Origin of the sequence: Ferruginibacter sp. HRS2-29, from assembly GCF_024343615.1 — a bacterium.
GTDB lineage: Bacteria > Bacteroidota > Bacteroidia > Chitinophagales > Chitinophagaceae > Ferruginibacter.
In genome coordinates this window covers 53,558-67,698 of record NZ_RJUB01000010.1, presented here as the reverse complement: position 1 = coordinate 67,698, position 14,141 = coordinate 53,558, and the positions used below count along the sequence as shown (strand labels likewise).

At 44.2% G+C, this 14,141-nt stretch carries 12 protein-coding genes; 5 read left to right on the top strand and 7 right to left on the bottom strand.

The annotated features are described in order from the left end of the window. Positions 1–109: 109 nt before the first annotated feature. The gene (locus tag EGI32_RS05435; RefSeq protein ID WP_255154361.1) at positions 110–628 is read left to right on the top strand and encodes an RNA polymerase sigma factor; all 519 of its coding nucleotides are present in this window, start codon (positions 110–112) and stop codon (positions 626–628) included. Beyond that, complete coding sequence (locus EGI32_RS05430) at positions 615–1,214, top strand: hypothetical protein (RefSeq protein ID WP_255154360.1); 600 nt, start codon at positions 615–617, stop codon at positions 1,212–1,214. The genes EGI32_RS05435 and EGI32_RS05430 overlap by 14 nt, the downstream gene beginning before the upstream one ends. Positions 1,215–1,292: 78 nt before the next feature. On the opposite strand, the gene EGI32_RS05425 is transcribed toward EGI32_RS05430, so the two are convergent. Together EGI32_RS05425 and EGI32_RS05420 are read right to left on the bottom strand one after the other, a co-directional pair. Beyond that, positions 1,293–2,990: a DUF4139 domain-containing protein gene (locus tag EGI32_RS05425; RefSeq protein ID WP_255154359.1), complete on the bottom strand. Its 1,698-nt coding sequence runs from the start codon at positions 2,988–2,990 to the stop codon at positions 1,293–1,295. Positions 2,991–3,069: 79 nt separating this feature from the next. Continuing rightward, positions 3,070–4,167 (bottom strand): DNA alkylation repair protein, encoded by a 1,098-nt coding sequence (locus EGI32_RS05420; protein ID WP_255154358.1) that lies wholly within the window; start codon positions 4,165–4,167, stop codon positions 3,070–3,072. Between the two features lie 168 nt (positions 4,168–4,335). On the opposite strand from EGI32_RS05420, the gene EGI32_RS05415 reads away from it, so the two are divergent. Further along, complete coding sequence (locus EGI32_RS05415) at positions 4,336–5,052, top strand: SGNH/GDSL hydrolase family protein (RefSeq protein ID WP_255154357.1); 717 nt, start codon at positions 4,336–4,338, stop codon at positions 5,050–5,052. 6 nt (positions 5,053–5,058) lie between these two features. Here EGI32_RS05415 and EGI32_RS05410 read toward each other — a convergent pair whose 3' ends face one another. Continuing rightward, positions 5,059–5,703: a M949_RS01915 family surface polysaccharide biosynthesis protein gene (locus EGI32_RS05410; RefSeq protein ID WP_255154356.1), complete on the bottom strand. Its 645-nt coding sequence runs from the start codon at positions 5,701–5,703 to the stop codon at positions 5,059–5,061. Between the two features lie 120 nt (positions 5,704–5,823). Here EGI32_RS05410 and EGI32_RS05405 point away from each other — a divergent pair, with 120 nt between their 5' ends. Together EGI32_RS05405 and EGI32_RS21285 are read left to right on the top strand one after the other, a co-directional pair. Continuing rightward, positions 5,824–7,368, top strand: a complete 1,545-nt coding sequence (locus EGI32_RS05405; protein ID WP_255154355.1) for a cryptochrome/photolyase family protein — start codon at positions 5,824–5,826, stop codon at positions 7,366–7,368. Then, on the top strand, positions 7,349–7,405 hold the full coding sequence (locus EGI32_RS21285; RefSeq protein WP_369681631.1) for a hypothetical protein: 57 nt from the start codon (positions 7,349–7,351) through the stop codon (positions 7,403–7,405). Before EGI32_RS05405 ends, EGI32_RS21285 begins: the two co-directional genes overlap by 20 nt. 43 nt (positions 7,406–7,448) lie before the next feature. Here EGI32_RS21285 and EGI32_RS05400 read toward each other — a convergent pair whose 3' ends face one another. From EGI32_RS05400 to EGI32_RS05385, 4 genes are all read right to left on the bottom strand, one after another. Then, entirely contained in the window at positions 7,449–8,780 is a 1,332-nt protein-coding gene (locus tag EGI32_RS05400) for a hypothetical protein (protein ID WP_255154354.1), read from the bottom strand. A 75-nt stretch (positions 8,781–8,855) separates the two neighbouring features. Beyond that, complete coding sequence (locus EGI32_RS05395; protein ID WP_255154353.1) at positions 8,856–9,674, bottom strand: helix-turn-helix domain-containing protein; 819 nt, start codon at positions 9,672–9,674, stop codon at positions 8,856–8,858. A gap of 193 nt (positions 9,675–9,867) precedes the next feature. After that, the gene (locus EGI32_RS05390) at positions 9,868–10,056 is read right to left on the bottom strand and encodes a hypothetical protein (protein ID WP_255154352.1); all 189 of its coding nucleotides are present in this window, start codon (positions 10,054–10,056) and stop codon (positions 9,868–9,870) included. A 414-nt stretch (positions 10,057–10,470) separates the two neighbouring features. Beyond that, the gene (locus EGI32_RS05385) at positions 10,471–14,121 is read right to left on the bottom strand and encodes an efflux RND transporter permease subunit (RefSeq protein ID WP_255154351.1); all 3,651 of its coding nucleotides are present in this window, start codon (positions 14,119–14,121) and stop codon (positions 10,471–10,473) included. Positions 14,122–14,141 lie beyond the last annotated feature (20 nt).

The following is a 14,141-nucleotide window of genomic DNA, read 5'->3' as shown; positions in this document are numbered from 1 at the left end:
GTTGACTACCGCGGGTTGACTACCACAGGTTGACTACCGGGAGTTGACTACCCTGTAACAAAACACTTTTCCCTGCATCCAACAGTAATATTCGACCAAACAAAATAAATTGCCGTTCATTAAGCCTTTTGCATTGAACCACGAACCTGCTTTTACGGAGATATACAACAAACATGCGCCACAGGTGTTGCGCATGTGCCGGGCGTATACCGATAGTGAAGCGCAGGCACAGGATTTTTTGCAGGAAACGTTCATCAAGGTTTGGCAAAACCTGAACAATTTCAGAGGCGATGCCAAAGTGAGCACCTGGATATACAGGATCGCGGTAAATACCTGCCTTTCTCATATCCGTTCGAATAAAAATAAAACACCCGTTGAATTGCAGGAGCATTTTGACAGGGCAGATGACAACAGCGGCGTGGTAAAAGAACAACAGGTGGCACAATTATACAAAGCAGTACATCAATTACCGGAAGCCGACAGGCTGATCATTTCCATGGTACTGGAAGAAATACCGTACGATGAAATTGCCGGGGCGCTCAACATCAGCGATGGAAACCTGAGAGTGAAGATCCACAGGATCAAACAGGAGTTAACAAAATTATTTTTCAGCGATGAAAACATTTGACGATATAGAAGCTTTATGGAAATCAACGCCGGCAACGCCCTTGCCGGACGCGGGTGAAATGATCAAAAAAGCTTTGAAGCAAAAAAAGATCTTAGCCAACAAAATCCTTCTGCAGGTCTTCTGCCTGCTCGCCGCATTGGTATCCATGATGGTGGTGATGTGCAAAATAGAATTTCAATTTACCAGCTCCTACATCGGGCTTGGTTTAATGATGTTGTGCATCGTCGTTTTTTCTGCCGTGCGTTTCAGGCAATCTCAGTTTCTTAAAAAAGCAAATTTCTCACAATCACCTTCCGTATTGCTGCTGGAATTTGAAAAATTTTATCTACATCAGAAATGGGTAAATACCAAAGGAACCCTCATCTACACCATCGCACTCAACATCGCCTTCGCATTTTACTTTTATGAAACGCTCGTAGTACCACCGATCAGCATCTTCTGGAAAATCCTTTTCCTGGTTGTTTACATCACCTGGATGCTCATTGCCACTTTGTGGATCGGCAAAAGACACAACCGGAAAGAACATGCCAGAACGGAAGATATTATCGGTAAGCTGAAGGAAATGCAGAAGAGTTTAGAGGTTTAGGAGCTTAGAGGTTTAGAATTATTTTATATAAAACTCTCTATCCCCCCTAAACTCCTAACCCCCCTAAACCTCCTAAACTTACAAATTCGCTATCCTTTTATCCTTCGGGTATTTAACTGTGTAACTGAATCTAACTTTTTTACTTTCCCCCGGTTTCAATTGTATTTTCCAGGTGAGTATGCCTGTTTCCTCATTTACGGCCGCGTTGCTTCCGTCTTCCAGCTTGATCTCGATGTCTTTCACCATGCTGATGGGGTATTGATCTTTCAGCAGCATATCTACCGACGTCACTTTATTATTCTTCACAGTAAGTTCGTAGGTGAATGTCTGGCGGGTAGTATTGCCATTTGTTTTGGTGCTGGTAAAATCTTTCAGCAGATCACGTTTTATCGCCAGCCTGCGGTCTTTACCCAGCGACAGGTTGAGCGTATCAGCGGTACTGTTAGGGTCGATGTAAGATTTGCCGATATAGGTATTATCCATGATAATGTTGGCTGTACCCGGCAACAGGTTCAGGTTTTGCCAGTCGCTCACTTCCGCCAGCAGGTAGGCATCCCTATCCAGCTTCGGCACCGCATAATTTTTCAGCGAAGCATTTATCTTTTCATCTTTGATGGTCACCGCATGAACCTGCCCATTGCTCTCGATATCATAAGGAAGATCAATTTCAAAATTGGTATTGAGCTGGCTTTCATTCAACGACGTGTATTGTTGCAAAGTGCTTGGCGTAATGGTAGAAGTGGCGTAACCAAGATCTTTCTTTTGTCGTTCTATCCCGTTTGCTGTGGTTACCACCACTTCGCTCAGTGATTTATCATCATTGAAAGATTGAATAGTATTCTGCACCGCCAGCCCCGACACTTTACCTTCAAGCATCTGGTTATACACCTGTGGTTGATAGAGCTGCAGGTACCAGGCAGTGAGCAAAGGTGCGGCACCATTGAGGTTGGGATTGCTGGTGCTTAATGTGAGTTTTGTCTGTTTCCAGTCGATACCGGTTGTTTGGGTAACAGATGCTTTGTACACCAGCTTTATTTCATTGGTTTTTGCATTCACTTTTATATCATATAAAGGCACCCAGCCGGCATTTTTTGTAAAGTAACTAAACGAGACCGGGATCTCGCCGCTGTTTTTGCACAGCACCTGCAGGATCAGCTGCCCGTAAGGTTTACCCGGTTCTTCAGGCACGCCTGCCGCCTGCTGTATGCGTTCGTACAAAGCTGTCAACCGGCTATTGATAAGCATTTCCGCTTCTTTAAGGTTAAAGATATTGGTGCGGGCTTTTTCAATTTTCGCCGTATAGGCACTGATGAGTTTCAACGCATCTTCGGCACTCACCGTTTTATTGCCACTATTGGCAATCACTGTTTCCACCAGCCTCCCGGTCTTTTCCAATGTCTGTTCTTCAATGTAAGTAAGATTGCGGTTCTTACGTAATTCAGTATTGATAAGAACTACCGTATCCTGCATTTTTTTGGTAAGAGGATTTTTTACGGCAACCGCAGTGGGATAATAAATAGTGTATTTGTGTGATAAAAGCGCCACATTATCCGGAACGCTTATCTGAAGGCTGTTTACATCAACAGCTGTACTCAACTGGTTGATGACGATCTGTTTGATCCCGCTGTTTACATTCACCCTCGATTCGTGGGTGAGCTCGGCACCATAACCATAATAAACAGTGGCGGTGGTAAGTTTAGAGGTTGTTTTGGCAGTATCCTGTGCAGTAGCGCTAAAGCAGCAGAGGAGGACGAGAGCAGTTAATAGCTTATTCATACGTAATTTTTTTTTGCAGATGCCGGCAAAATGAGAATTACATAAATGGATAAAATAAAAAAACTGCCGTTGTGCCGGGCTACGTCAAAATAAAATCTTTCGTTCCTTTCTCTTCGCCATTAACGATGATGGACAAACGGTGCAATCCTGTATGAAATTTCCGGGTGGTAATGATGCGGAAAGATTGCTTCTTATGAATAGTACATTTCTCTCCGGCGCCGAAAGATCGTTCGCTGATCTTATATACCTTCCTGGCAAGATGCCCTTTTGATTTCTGGTAATAAATGCCATACTCAAGCCTGATGATGCGTGCTTTCCTCGTATCGTTGGTAATGGTAAAAACAAAATCCAGCGAGGCCCCAGTCTTCACTTTTGGTGTAAGAATATCAAAACCCGAAAGCAGGATATCTTTACCGGTAAGTCCGTAGTGCCTGAGCACATCCGGATTGCCTTGTTTCAACAAGGTCCTTGCTCCATGCTTTATGACAGCATCGGTTTCTTTTGTAACGCCCTTCCATTTTTTAGCAATAGCGATCACCACCGACGGATGATCTTTCGCGATATCATTCAGGTTATTCGCCACGCTTCTTCTCACCGATTCCGAAGGATCGTTCTTAAGATTTTCCAGAATGGGCAACACCGGCGAAGGGTCTTTTTTCAATTCCGGCAGCGCCATTGCCCAGGGCAAACGAGGCCTGCTCCCCTCACTGGCCAGCCGGCGTACTTTATAACTTTCGTGCACCGACCATTTGACCATCTCATCCATCATGGATTGCCCGTACTTCAAAATGAACGGCCGCACGGCAAATTCACAACTTATGAATTGTGTAATGAACTCAAATGCTTCTACAGATACCTGCAGATGTTCCAGTCCGTACGTTTCTATATAATCCGGCAGAAATATGTACGCCAGCGCATCGTCGCCCGCATTGTCTTTCCGGAGCTGCACGATCAGCTTGCGGATCAGCTTTGCAGCTTTTGGAAAATCCGCAGGCATCACGGTATGCAATACCCTCGTGGTATGTTTCATGCGGTCTTTCCATTCCATTCCATCAAAATCATTATTGAACACTTCGCGGATGAATTTTTTGCTATCCAGCGATGGCAGGACTTGTGAAAGACTTGCAGTAAAGTTTTTATAAAACTGCGGAGAGTAAATATCTTTTATGAGCGCCATTGGTAGAAGTTGAAATTGTTTTGCAATAATAGTTGTTCCCGCAGATGTACGCAAATCAATACACGCAGATTTATCCGCGTTGATCTGCATACTATCCCTCTGCGAAAATCTACGGAAAACCATCCGCTGCCAAAAACTTTTTTCCGCTGATAGCGTATCTTTAGCCAGATGAAAACAGCACGTTCCATATTATTTTTTTCAGCGATAGCGCTTCTTGCCTTGTCATGCAAAAAAAATGACACTTCTGTAGCTACTGTAGATCCAATACCTGGTCTACCTTCACTTCAAAAAAACTTCCTGGCGTTGGGCGATTCTTACACAATCGGGCAGGGTGTACCGGCTCCGGACCGGTTTCCGGCGCAGACAAAAGAATGGCTGAAAAATGAAGGCATCGATATGGCTGATCCGAAATATGTGGCCACTACAGGGTGGACAACTGCCGACCTTTCTGCGGGCATCCTGGCGGCAGACCTCAAAAATAATTACAATGTAGTGACCTTGCTTATCGGGGTAAACGATCAATATATGCGGCAAGATACCATCGGCTACCGCGAAAGGTTTACCACCTTGCTGAAAACATCCATAGGGTTTGCCGGAAGATCGCCGAACCGTGTATTCGTACTTTCCATTCCGGATTACAGTGTTACGCCCGCTGCCGGTTTTTCGGATACGGCATTTATCCGGAAACAGATCGAACTGTTCAATAAGATCAACCGCGAAGTGAGTGTTCAGTATTTTTGTAATTACCTCGACATTACGCCATCCACAAGAGATGCATTGAACGACCGCAGCCTGATATGCCCCGACAGCCTTCATCCCTCCGGTAAGGAATATGCCAGGTGGGCGGCAAGGCTTGGGCCTATGATGAAGCTGGTGTTACAGTGATCAACACTATTTCTGCAGAATATTTTTCTGCCAGAGTTTATCCGCATATTGCCTGAATACTTTCGGGGATTTTTTAAATATTTCATCAAAATTATATTCACCGCCGGCAAATTCTTTTTCCGAAACCTGTACTTTATTCGTTCCACGGGCAGCATGTTTTTTACCGGATTCGTACATGATGATCTTCATATTGGCCGGGCTCACATCGCCATGGCAGGCAGTGATATACATCAGCCATACTTCGGCTTTCCCGTTCTTATCAAGATCGGTAACGGCGAATGTATTGTGTACATAACCGGCTTCCACATCTACCGGGCAATCCTTCACCGCATCATTCAGTTTCCAGGTAAGTTCCTGCCTGTTTTGTTTTAGCAAATAATGAAACGCAAATATGCCGGCGCTTTTGGTATCATCAGCACCTGTTATCTCACCGGTTTCGGTGGTCACCAGGGTATGTTCGCCGTCGTCATCCGTCCAGCGGGCGGCATCCAGTACTTTGCCTCTATTCCGTGTTTCCTGTGGAAGCGATTCTACATCTACCCTCGTGATCTTGGGTGGAAGTTTCGCTTCTTTTTTCACCACAGCTTCCTGCGCATGTATGATCAGCACGGCTATGATGCAGGCTAATCCCGTAAATAATATCTTTTTCATTTTTATTGATTGCAGGACAAAAATATGGCTGCATAACAGCCGCGTAATTCTTTACTTCGCCAATGGATAAAATCAGGCAACGAACGGGAACAAATGGCTTGTTTATTGGTTTATATTGATATGCGACTCCAATTTATCATTTTTCCGCACCAGTTATTTTATCCGAATAAATGGCTGCAACCCGGCACACAGGTTATTCTGGTGGAGGAATTTCTTTTCTTCCGGCAATACAATTTTCATCAACAGAAAATAATGCTGCACCGTGCTTCCATGAAAACTTATGAAAGTTACCTGCGGGAAACTGGCCATGGAGTACGGTATATCGAATCGACGGATGAACGTTGTGATATAAGGAAACTACTGGGCTGGCTGGCTGCCGAAGGCTACAAAGAAATTGCTTACATCGATCCGGTTGATGACTGGCTGCAAAAAAGGATCACCCGGAAATGTACGCTTCATCATATCAGGGCTACAAAATATGACACCGGATATTTTTTGAATGATATGATATCCGCGAATAAATATTTCGACAAGAAACGTTCTTATTTCCAAACAGCTTTTTACATCGATCAGCGAAAGACCCGTAAAATACTGGTAGACGATAAACTTCAGCCGGCAGGTGGCGAATGGAGTTACGATCATTATAACCGCGAAAAAATGCCGAAGGGAGAACTGTTACCACGGTTGTATACTCCCGCCGAAAATAAATTTGTAACAGAAGCGAAAGATTATGTAAAAAAATATTTCCCTGGAAATTATGGTGAAACGGATCACTTTTTCTATCCCGTCAATCCCGAAGATGCAGCATTGTGGCTACAGGATTTTTTCGAAAAAAGGTTTGAAAAGTTCGGCGTGTATGAAGATGCGATCGTTTCCAACGAACATTTTTTGTATCACTCCGGCCTGAGCCCGATGCTGAATACCGGTTTGCTTACGCCGCAATATGTCATAGACAAATCCATTGAATTTGCTGAAAAAAACCTCGTGCCTTTAAATTCGCTCGAAGGATTTCTGCGGCAGATAATGGGCTGGCGCGAATATATCAGGATCGTATACGAGAGAGAATCGGTAAAACAGCGCACAAGAAATTTCTGGGGATTTGAGCGAAAAATTCCGGCAAGTTTCTGGAAAGCCGAAACAGGCATTGTGCCGCTCGATGATGTGATCCGAAAAGTTTTAAAGACCGGTTATTGCCATCATATAGAAAGGTTGATGGTACTGGGAAATTTCATGTTGCTCTGCGAGTTTGACCCGGATGATGTATACCGTTGGTTCATGGAACTCTTCATTGATTCCTACGATTGGGTGATGGTACCCAACACCTACGGAATGACGCAGTTTGCCGATGGCGGCCTGATGACGACCAAGCCTTACATCAGCGGCAGCAACTACCTCCTGAAAATGAGCGACCACAAAAAAGGCGAATGGTCGGAGATATGGGACGGATTGTTCTGGCGCTTCATACACGTTCACCGCGACCTGCTGGCGAAAAATCAGCGGCTGGGCATGCTGATAAAAACCTTTGATAAGATGACCGAAGAAAAAAGAAAAGCCCATCTTAACCGTGCAGAAATATTCCTAAAAAATCAGATCTGCAACAATGAAACAAAAGAAAAAATCGGATCTGCCGCAAAAAATTTGTCCGGTGTGCAACAGGACGTTTAGCTGGCGAAAAAATGGGCGAAGGTGTGGGACCAAGTAAAATACTGCAGTGATAAATGCAGACTAAATAAATCTTCGCTTTTTTAATTCACCTGGTTTGCAGTAAGCGGTGTTCCTGAAGTTTTGAAATGAACTTCATATTGCTTCAGTTGCAACGCATCAACAGACCTGTAACCGTTCTCCAGTATCAGCTGATATTCTTTCCCGGGTTCCAGCTTCACTTCGTATGTTACCGACATACCATCTGCCGAGAATTTTATAGCAGATACCTTGGGGAAATGGTCTTTTCCTAAAGCGCCTAAGCCGGTAGAGCGAAAGCGTGTATCCATCTTTTGGGAAAAACGAACGGTGATGAAAGTCAGCGCCGGATCTACATCCTGGCTTCCGTTTCTGAATTCTTTCACTCCTGTAGCAACGGGACGTGCCTTTTGAAACTTATTATACAACTTATCAAGGCTGGCAGAAAGATAACCGCTTGATTCCACAAATTTCCCAAACGCATTTTCATTGGAATAATCAAGTTCGATCATTTCTTTAATGGCTTTGGATTTATCGGCAGCACGCTGATAATACTTTTCGCAGATGGCATACCCGATGTAATATCCAAGATCACGTACATCAAATTTATTGGGGGCATCGCTCCACAACCATTCATCCCGTTTGTAAAGGCTGAACATATCGGCTTCAAACTTTGCCCTGACAGCTTTAGTATTTTTTTTACCAAATGCAATAGCAGGAGTTGATGAAGGCTTACCCGTTGCTTTTACTGAAACAAATTCTGCCACTCCTTCCCGGACACAATAAGACAATAAATTATCAACCGGTGGATATTGCTGCGTATGCACGTATTCGTGAACATTCAGCAATACGACATCATTGACCGGATTGGAGTCAAAATATCGTCTCCTGTTTTTGGACATCGCTCCAGGAAATTCCGATGCCACGGTATTTGAATCTGTAAGGGCCAGTTCGGCACCTATCAATACATGCCCGTTGGCAACAGTGCCGGATGTGCGCAGGGCGCCGATGGTAAAATAAATATTTGCGGGTTTCAACCCGGGATATAGCTTTTTCAATTTGACTAATTCTGCTGAAATCGACTCCCCGAACTGCTCCGAACGATAAGTGCTTTTTCGAACTGAATTCCAGAAAGCCGGGTAATTATTGATCGCATCTATATAGGATTTTGCCGTATACTGCCGTTCCTCCATGATGCTTTTGAGACCCGGTGTTCCTTTATCGATATACATTTTCTGAATGGCATCGTATTGAGCGGCGCTGTCTTTGGTAGAAATGATGACATCATATGCCTTCCAGAAATTATCGATATCTGAAGTGATCACATTTTTGCCGGATTGGGCCGATACATTCATGGTGCAACAAAAAGCAACTAATACAAGGAACAGAAAACGCATGTGCGATAATTTAATGGTTTGTTATGGCGCAAAGCTAAAAACAGGCACGGATCTAAAATTGTAAAAATGTAAAGCTCATTGCCAGATGAGCAATACTTTACCATTATCGGAAAAGTTGATCTTCCTGAAAAATTCCAATGGATGAAGGAAACTGTACTTCCGGAAAGACTTGATAAGGTGCGACTGATCGAAGAAGCCGATATCGTATACGATGTCTGTAAGATTCGAATCAGCCTGGTCTGCAATCTTTGCCGCGATAAATTTACGGAAACGGCTTATCTGCCTGAATTGCGAAGGAGAAAGGTTCAGGTATTTATTGAACTGGCTTGTCATAGTCTGGCGGGAGATGCCATATTTTTTCGACAGCTCATCCAGGTTTATTTTTACATCGATGCCGGTAGCGGCAAGTTCTTTAATCACCGCGGGCAAATAAGGATGATAAAATTTTCGATATCTGCTCAGGAGATATTCTTCTGTATTTTTAAAAAGTATGGCGTCATCGTTCTCTGAAAATATTTTTTGAAAGGCAGATTTAAAATCTGCCTCCGGAATGAACTCATTGCCATCATTCATCTCCAAAAAAGACCAGGCGCCGAGTGGTTTAAAACGGACACAGATCTCTTTTACAGTTCCGCGATATTCATATATGCATGCTTTTTTCAGCCCGGCCTGCAGCGAAACATCCATTGTTTTTTCCTTCACCATTTCAGTAATGATGGTATCGTCGTCCCCGATATGTGTGGCAGTATTCAGCGATACCGACAAATAAGTATCTACGCTGGGCAGTATCAGGAATTTCTGATGGGGATCTTTGCTTTCATGCCTGATGATAAAAAAACATTCCACGAATTCTTTCAATAAAGCATTCTCCGGAATGTGAACCTGTATGTGCATGCGTAAAAATAACTCTTAATTCCTTTTGGCCGGGGAATTGAATTTAAATAAACGATGTCAGCGCATATAAACAGAACGCAATTTTAATTGATCATTCTGCTTTGTAAAGTAAAAACCATATCTATCTCCATTCCGTATTCGTTTCGTATCATCAGGAATATGATCAGAGCTTTTCTCACAACAGAAAATTATTTTATTTTGCTGCGGATTTAGTGGCCGTTCTTTTAAACCTTATCACACCAAATCCCGAATTACACGCTCCATCTGCGGCCTTCCACGACCCTTCGAGCTGCTCTTTCCTGTATGTGATAAGTTTCAGATCGAATCGTTGCCTGCAACCGCCTTTGGCACCAACAGGCCTGACTACTGCAGTTTCTTCCAATTGAAAACTATTGCTGCCTGTTTTTTTATAACTGACTGTACATACCGATACGCTATCGGTGCCATCGCCTTTGATATCCGGCGTATAGCTGTAAACAGTGTAAGACTGATCTTTATTTAAGGTAAAATGCAGGATGATCTTGTGTGTGGTATTTTGGCTATAATTATCATAGAAGCCTCTCCGTTCGCCTTAGAGGCTTTGGGAAAATGACAGGGAGGTGAGCAGCAATGCTGCAAGGGTAAAAATAAAGCGCATCATCAAATATAAAAAGAGAAGATGATTTATTTCAAAAAAGAAAACCATCCTGTTTTTTTAATCAATAGCCCGGGGCTATTGAAATAAAAATGCCCCGCGAAGAATCGCGGGGCATACACATTAAAATCCATATTGGGTTTAAAGCGAACTTTAAATCGGTTATAACCAGCTGCCGGTATGTGCCACCGGAGCGTCTTTAAGTCTTCTTTTTCTTTTGGCTACTTCCATTCTGTGTTTAACCGCAGTGTAGATCATTAGCATAGGGAACCCTAAGAATAACAGGAAGGTTACCACAGTCGGCCCTCCATTCATTGCATTAGCGATAGCAACGCCCGGGAACAACAGGAACCCGAAGGATATCCATTTGCCGCCATACATCCTGCGCATGGGCCTGCGAAGCCTTTCAGCTATCAGGTACATCGCCGGTACGATGATCAGGGTCATAAAGAAGGCGAATGCCAGCCCGAAGATGATCGTCCAGCTCAATGGTTTCCAAAAGGCTACGTTATCACCACCGAAGAAGATGTGCGGATTGAGTTCGGAGAACAACGTTACGAAGTTGATGTTGAAACCAACTGCTATCGGAATGAACGCCAGGATCGCTGCCAAAGCCGTCAGCAATACGGGGATAATACGTGTTTTACCTGCTTCTATCACTGCTTCCCTTGTCTTCATCCCGCGATGGCGGAGCTCTTCAGCAAATTCGATCACCAGGATACCATTTTTCACCACGATACCAGCCAGACCAACAACACCAAGTCCGGTCATGAGTACCGAGGCTTCCATACCAAATATGGAGAAGCCGAGTAATACCCCGATCACGCTGAATATGATCTCCGTGAGGATGATGATAGACTTGCTCAGCGAATTGAACTGCAGCACAAGTGTCAGCAATATCAACGCAAGGGCAATTACCAATGCTTTTGCCAGAAAAGCTCCAGTTTCAGCCTGTTGTTCTCCTTCACCCGTTTGCTTGATGGTAACACCTTCGCCTTTTTTAGTAAATGAAGCGATATGTCCGGCAATCACCTGGTTCACTGCTGTAGCATTGAAACCCTGTGTGGTCAATACATTCGAGCGAAGCGTGATCAACCTTTTCTGATTTTTACGCTTAACGCTACCGAAAGTGCTTGTTGGCTCTACCGATACCAGCGAACTGATCGGGATATTTTTCACCGCACCGCCTGCTGCCATATCCCTGAAAGAAATACGCATGTTCAGCAGTTCGGAGAGGTTCTTACGTTGCAGTTCATTATTACGTAACTGGATCTTGTATTCATCTTTTCCTTCCTTGATCTTCGACACTTCTTTACCGAACAATGCCGTACGTATTTCCATACCGATCTGTGCAGACGAAACACCTTCGATCAATGCACGGTCGCGATCTACAGTCAACGTGATCTCCGGGTTATTCAGATCCACATCCATCTTCAATTCTTCCACACCCGGCACCTGTATGCTATCAAGATAATTCTTAAGATTAACTGCAGTCTTTACCAGGTTATCAAAATCCTCACTCGCGATTTCGATATTGATTGGAGGATCTGTTGGCGGACCGCTACTTTCCTGGTCAACACTTATCTCAGCGCCGGGAATACCACCTACCGCGGCACGTATCTCATCGAGATATGGCCTGGTACTTTTTCCGTGGCGTTTTTCGTATTCCACAAAAGATACCTGTATCCTTCCCAGCTCACTTCTTGTACTCCTGTCACCTGCAGATGGATCGCTCGCGCCGATGGCCACATTGCTGATCACACTTTCCACAATCGGATTCTTTACATTCTTTGCATTATCGATACCCAATACCTTATTCACTTTCACTTCGAGTGTCCTTGTTACCGAATCGGTATATTCCACACTTGTTCCTACGGGTAATTTCAGGTATACATATATCTGGTTAGGATCGCCTTTAGGGAAAAATGCGATACCTACCCTGCCTGAGTTAACGGATGCACCGAATATGAATACCGACAGTATAAGCAAGCCTACAGTGCCCAGCAAAAGATGGACAGGCCTCCAGCCCTTAAGTGACCATTTCAACAGATTTTCGTAATGGCTCATGATCCATGGCAATACCCTGTTCTGGAAACCATGTATTGCGTCATCCAGTACATATTTATTGAACACGACCAATATCATGAAGAATATAAGCAGGTTACCAAGGAAAGGGGTGCCCAGTACATCGAGCAAAATACCTAAACCTATCACTATCCATAAGATCGGTTTTTTGAATATGGCCGATTTCGGCTCTTTTTTTCCTTCGGGATGGTTCATGAAATCTACCGCGAAGATCGGGTTCATGATAAACGCCACTATTAATGATGCTGCCAGTGTAAAGATGAGCATTGTAGGCAGGTACACCATGAAACGCCCGATGATACCCGGCCAGAACAACAACGGGAAGAATGGAGCCAGCGTGGTGATAGTACCCGCCAGTACCGGAATGAAAACCTCACCCGCTGCCATCTTCGTGGCTTTCTCCGTCGACAGGTTTCCTTTTCCTTCGGTAAATATCCTATGCGTATTCTCAATCACCACAATCGCGTCATCCACGATGATACCCAGCCCGAACAGCAGTGCGAAGAGCACGATGAAGTTCAGGGTTACATGCGTGCCTATAATGAGATCTGCACCCGGGAGGAATACGAATGCCACGAACATACTCAGCGGAACACTCAATGCCACAAAGAATGCATTGGTGACCCCCATGAAGAACATCAGTACAATAAGTACGAGGATGAACCCGATGATGATGGAAGTAACCAGCTCATTGAATGATGCTTTTGTCTGCACACTCTGATCACCGGTGATCACTGCTTTCAGATTGCTCGGATAGATCACCCCCTCATTTTCTTTCACCACTTTATTCACCGCTTCACTGGTTTCGATCAGGTTTTCACCGCTTCGCTTGATAATGTTCAGCGTTACCACATTCTTACCATCCAGGCGGGCAAAACTTTCGGCATCCTTGGTAGTATCTTTTACTACCGCGATATCTTTCAAATAGATCGGTGCGCCTCCGGTATTCCTGATGATCACTTTTTCAATGTCGAATGCGGTATGGAACTGGCCTTTCAGCTGAAGGTTACGTTTCATGGAACCCACGTCCAGCAGGCCGCCTGAAATATCCATATTTTCCCTCGCCACTGCATTGCTGATATCATCGAATGTGACACCGGCAGTCTGCATACGGTAATTATCCACATTGATCTGGAACTCCCTTTCAGGAGCACCCACGATATCGATGCGGTTGATCTGCGGAATTTCTTCCAGCTTGTCTTTCATATCATCGGCAAATTTTTTCAGCTTTGCCATTTCATAATCACCGCTCAGGTTCACATACATGATCGGCTGATCGCTGAGGTTCACCTCAAGCGCTGTAGGTTCTTCGGTAAGGTCGGTAGGAAGATCCTGCTTGGCCTTATCCATCGCGTCCTTCACCTTTTGCAGCGCCACTTCGGTTTTTACATCCGTATCAAACTCTACGATGATAGCGGAATAATCCTGCTGTGAGGTACTGGTGAATTTTTTGATCTTTGCCCCTGTAATACCTTTGATCTGTTTCTCGATCGGCCTCGTTACCAGGTTTTCTATATCTTTTGGTGAGTTACCGAAGTAAATAGTCTGAACATAGATCGTAGGGATCACGATATCCGGAAACTGCTCTTTTGGCAATGTCAGGAACTGAAATAATCCCATGAGGGAAACAATCAGCATGATCAGGTAGATCGATGTTTTATTGCCTACGCTCCACGAAGTAGGTTTAAACTCCTTGAATTTTTCTTGTTTACTTTCTAATGCGCTCATTTTCGAGTTATAAGTTATGA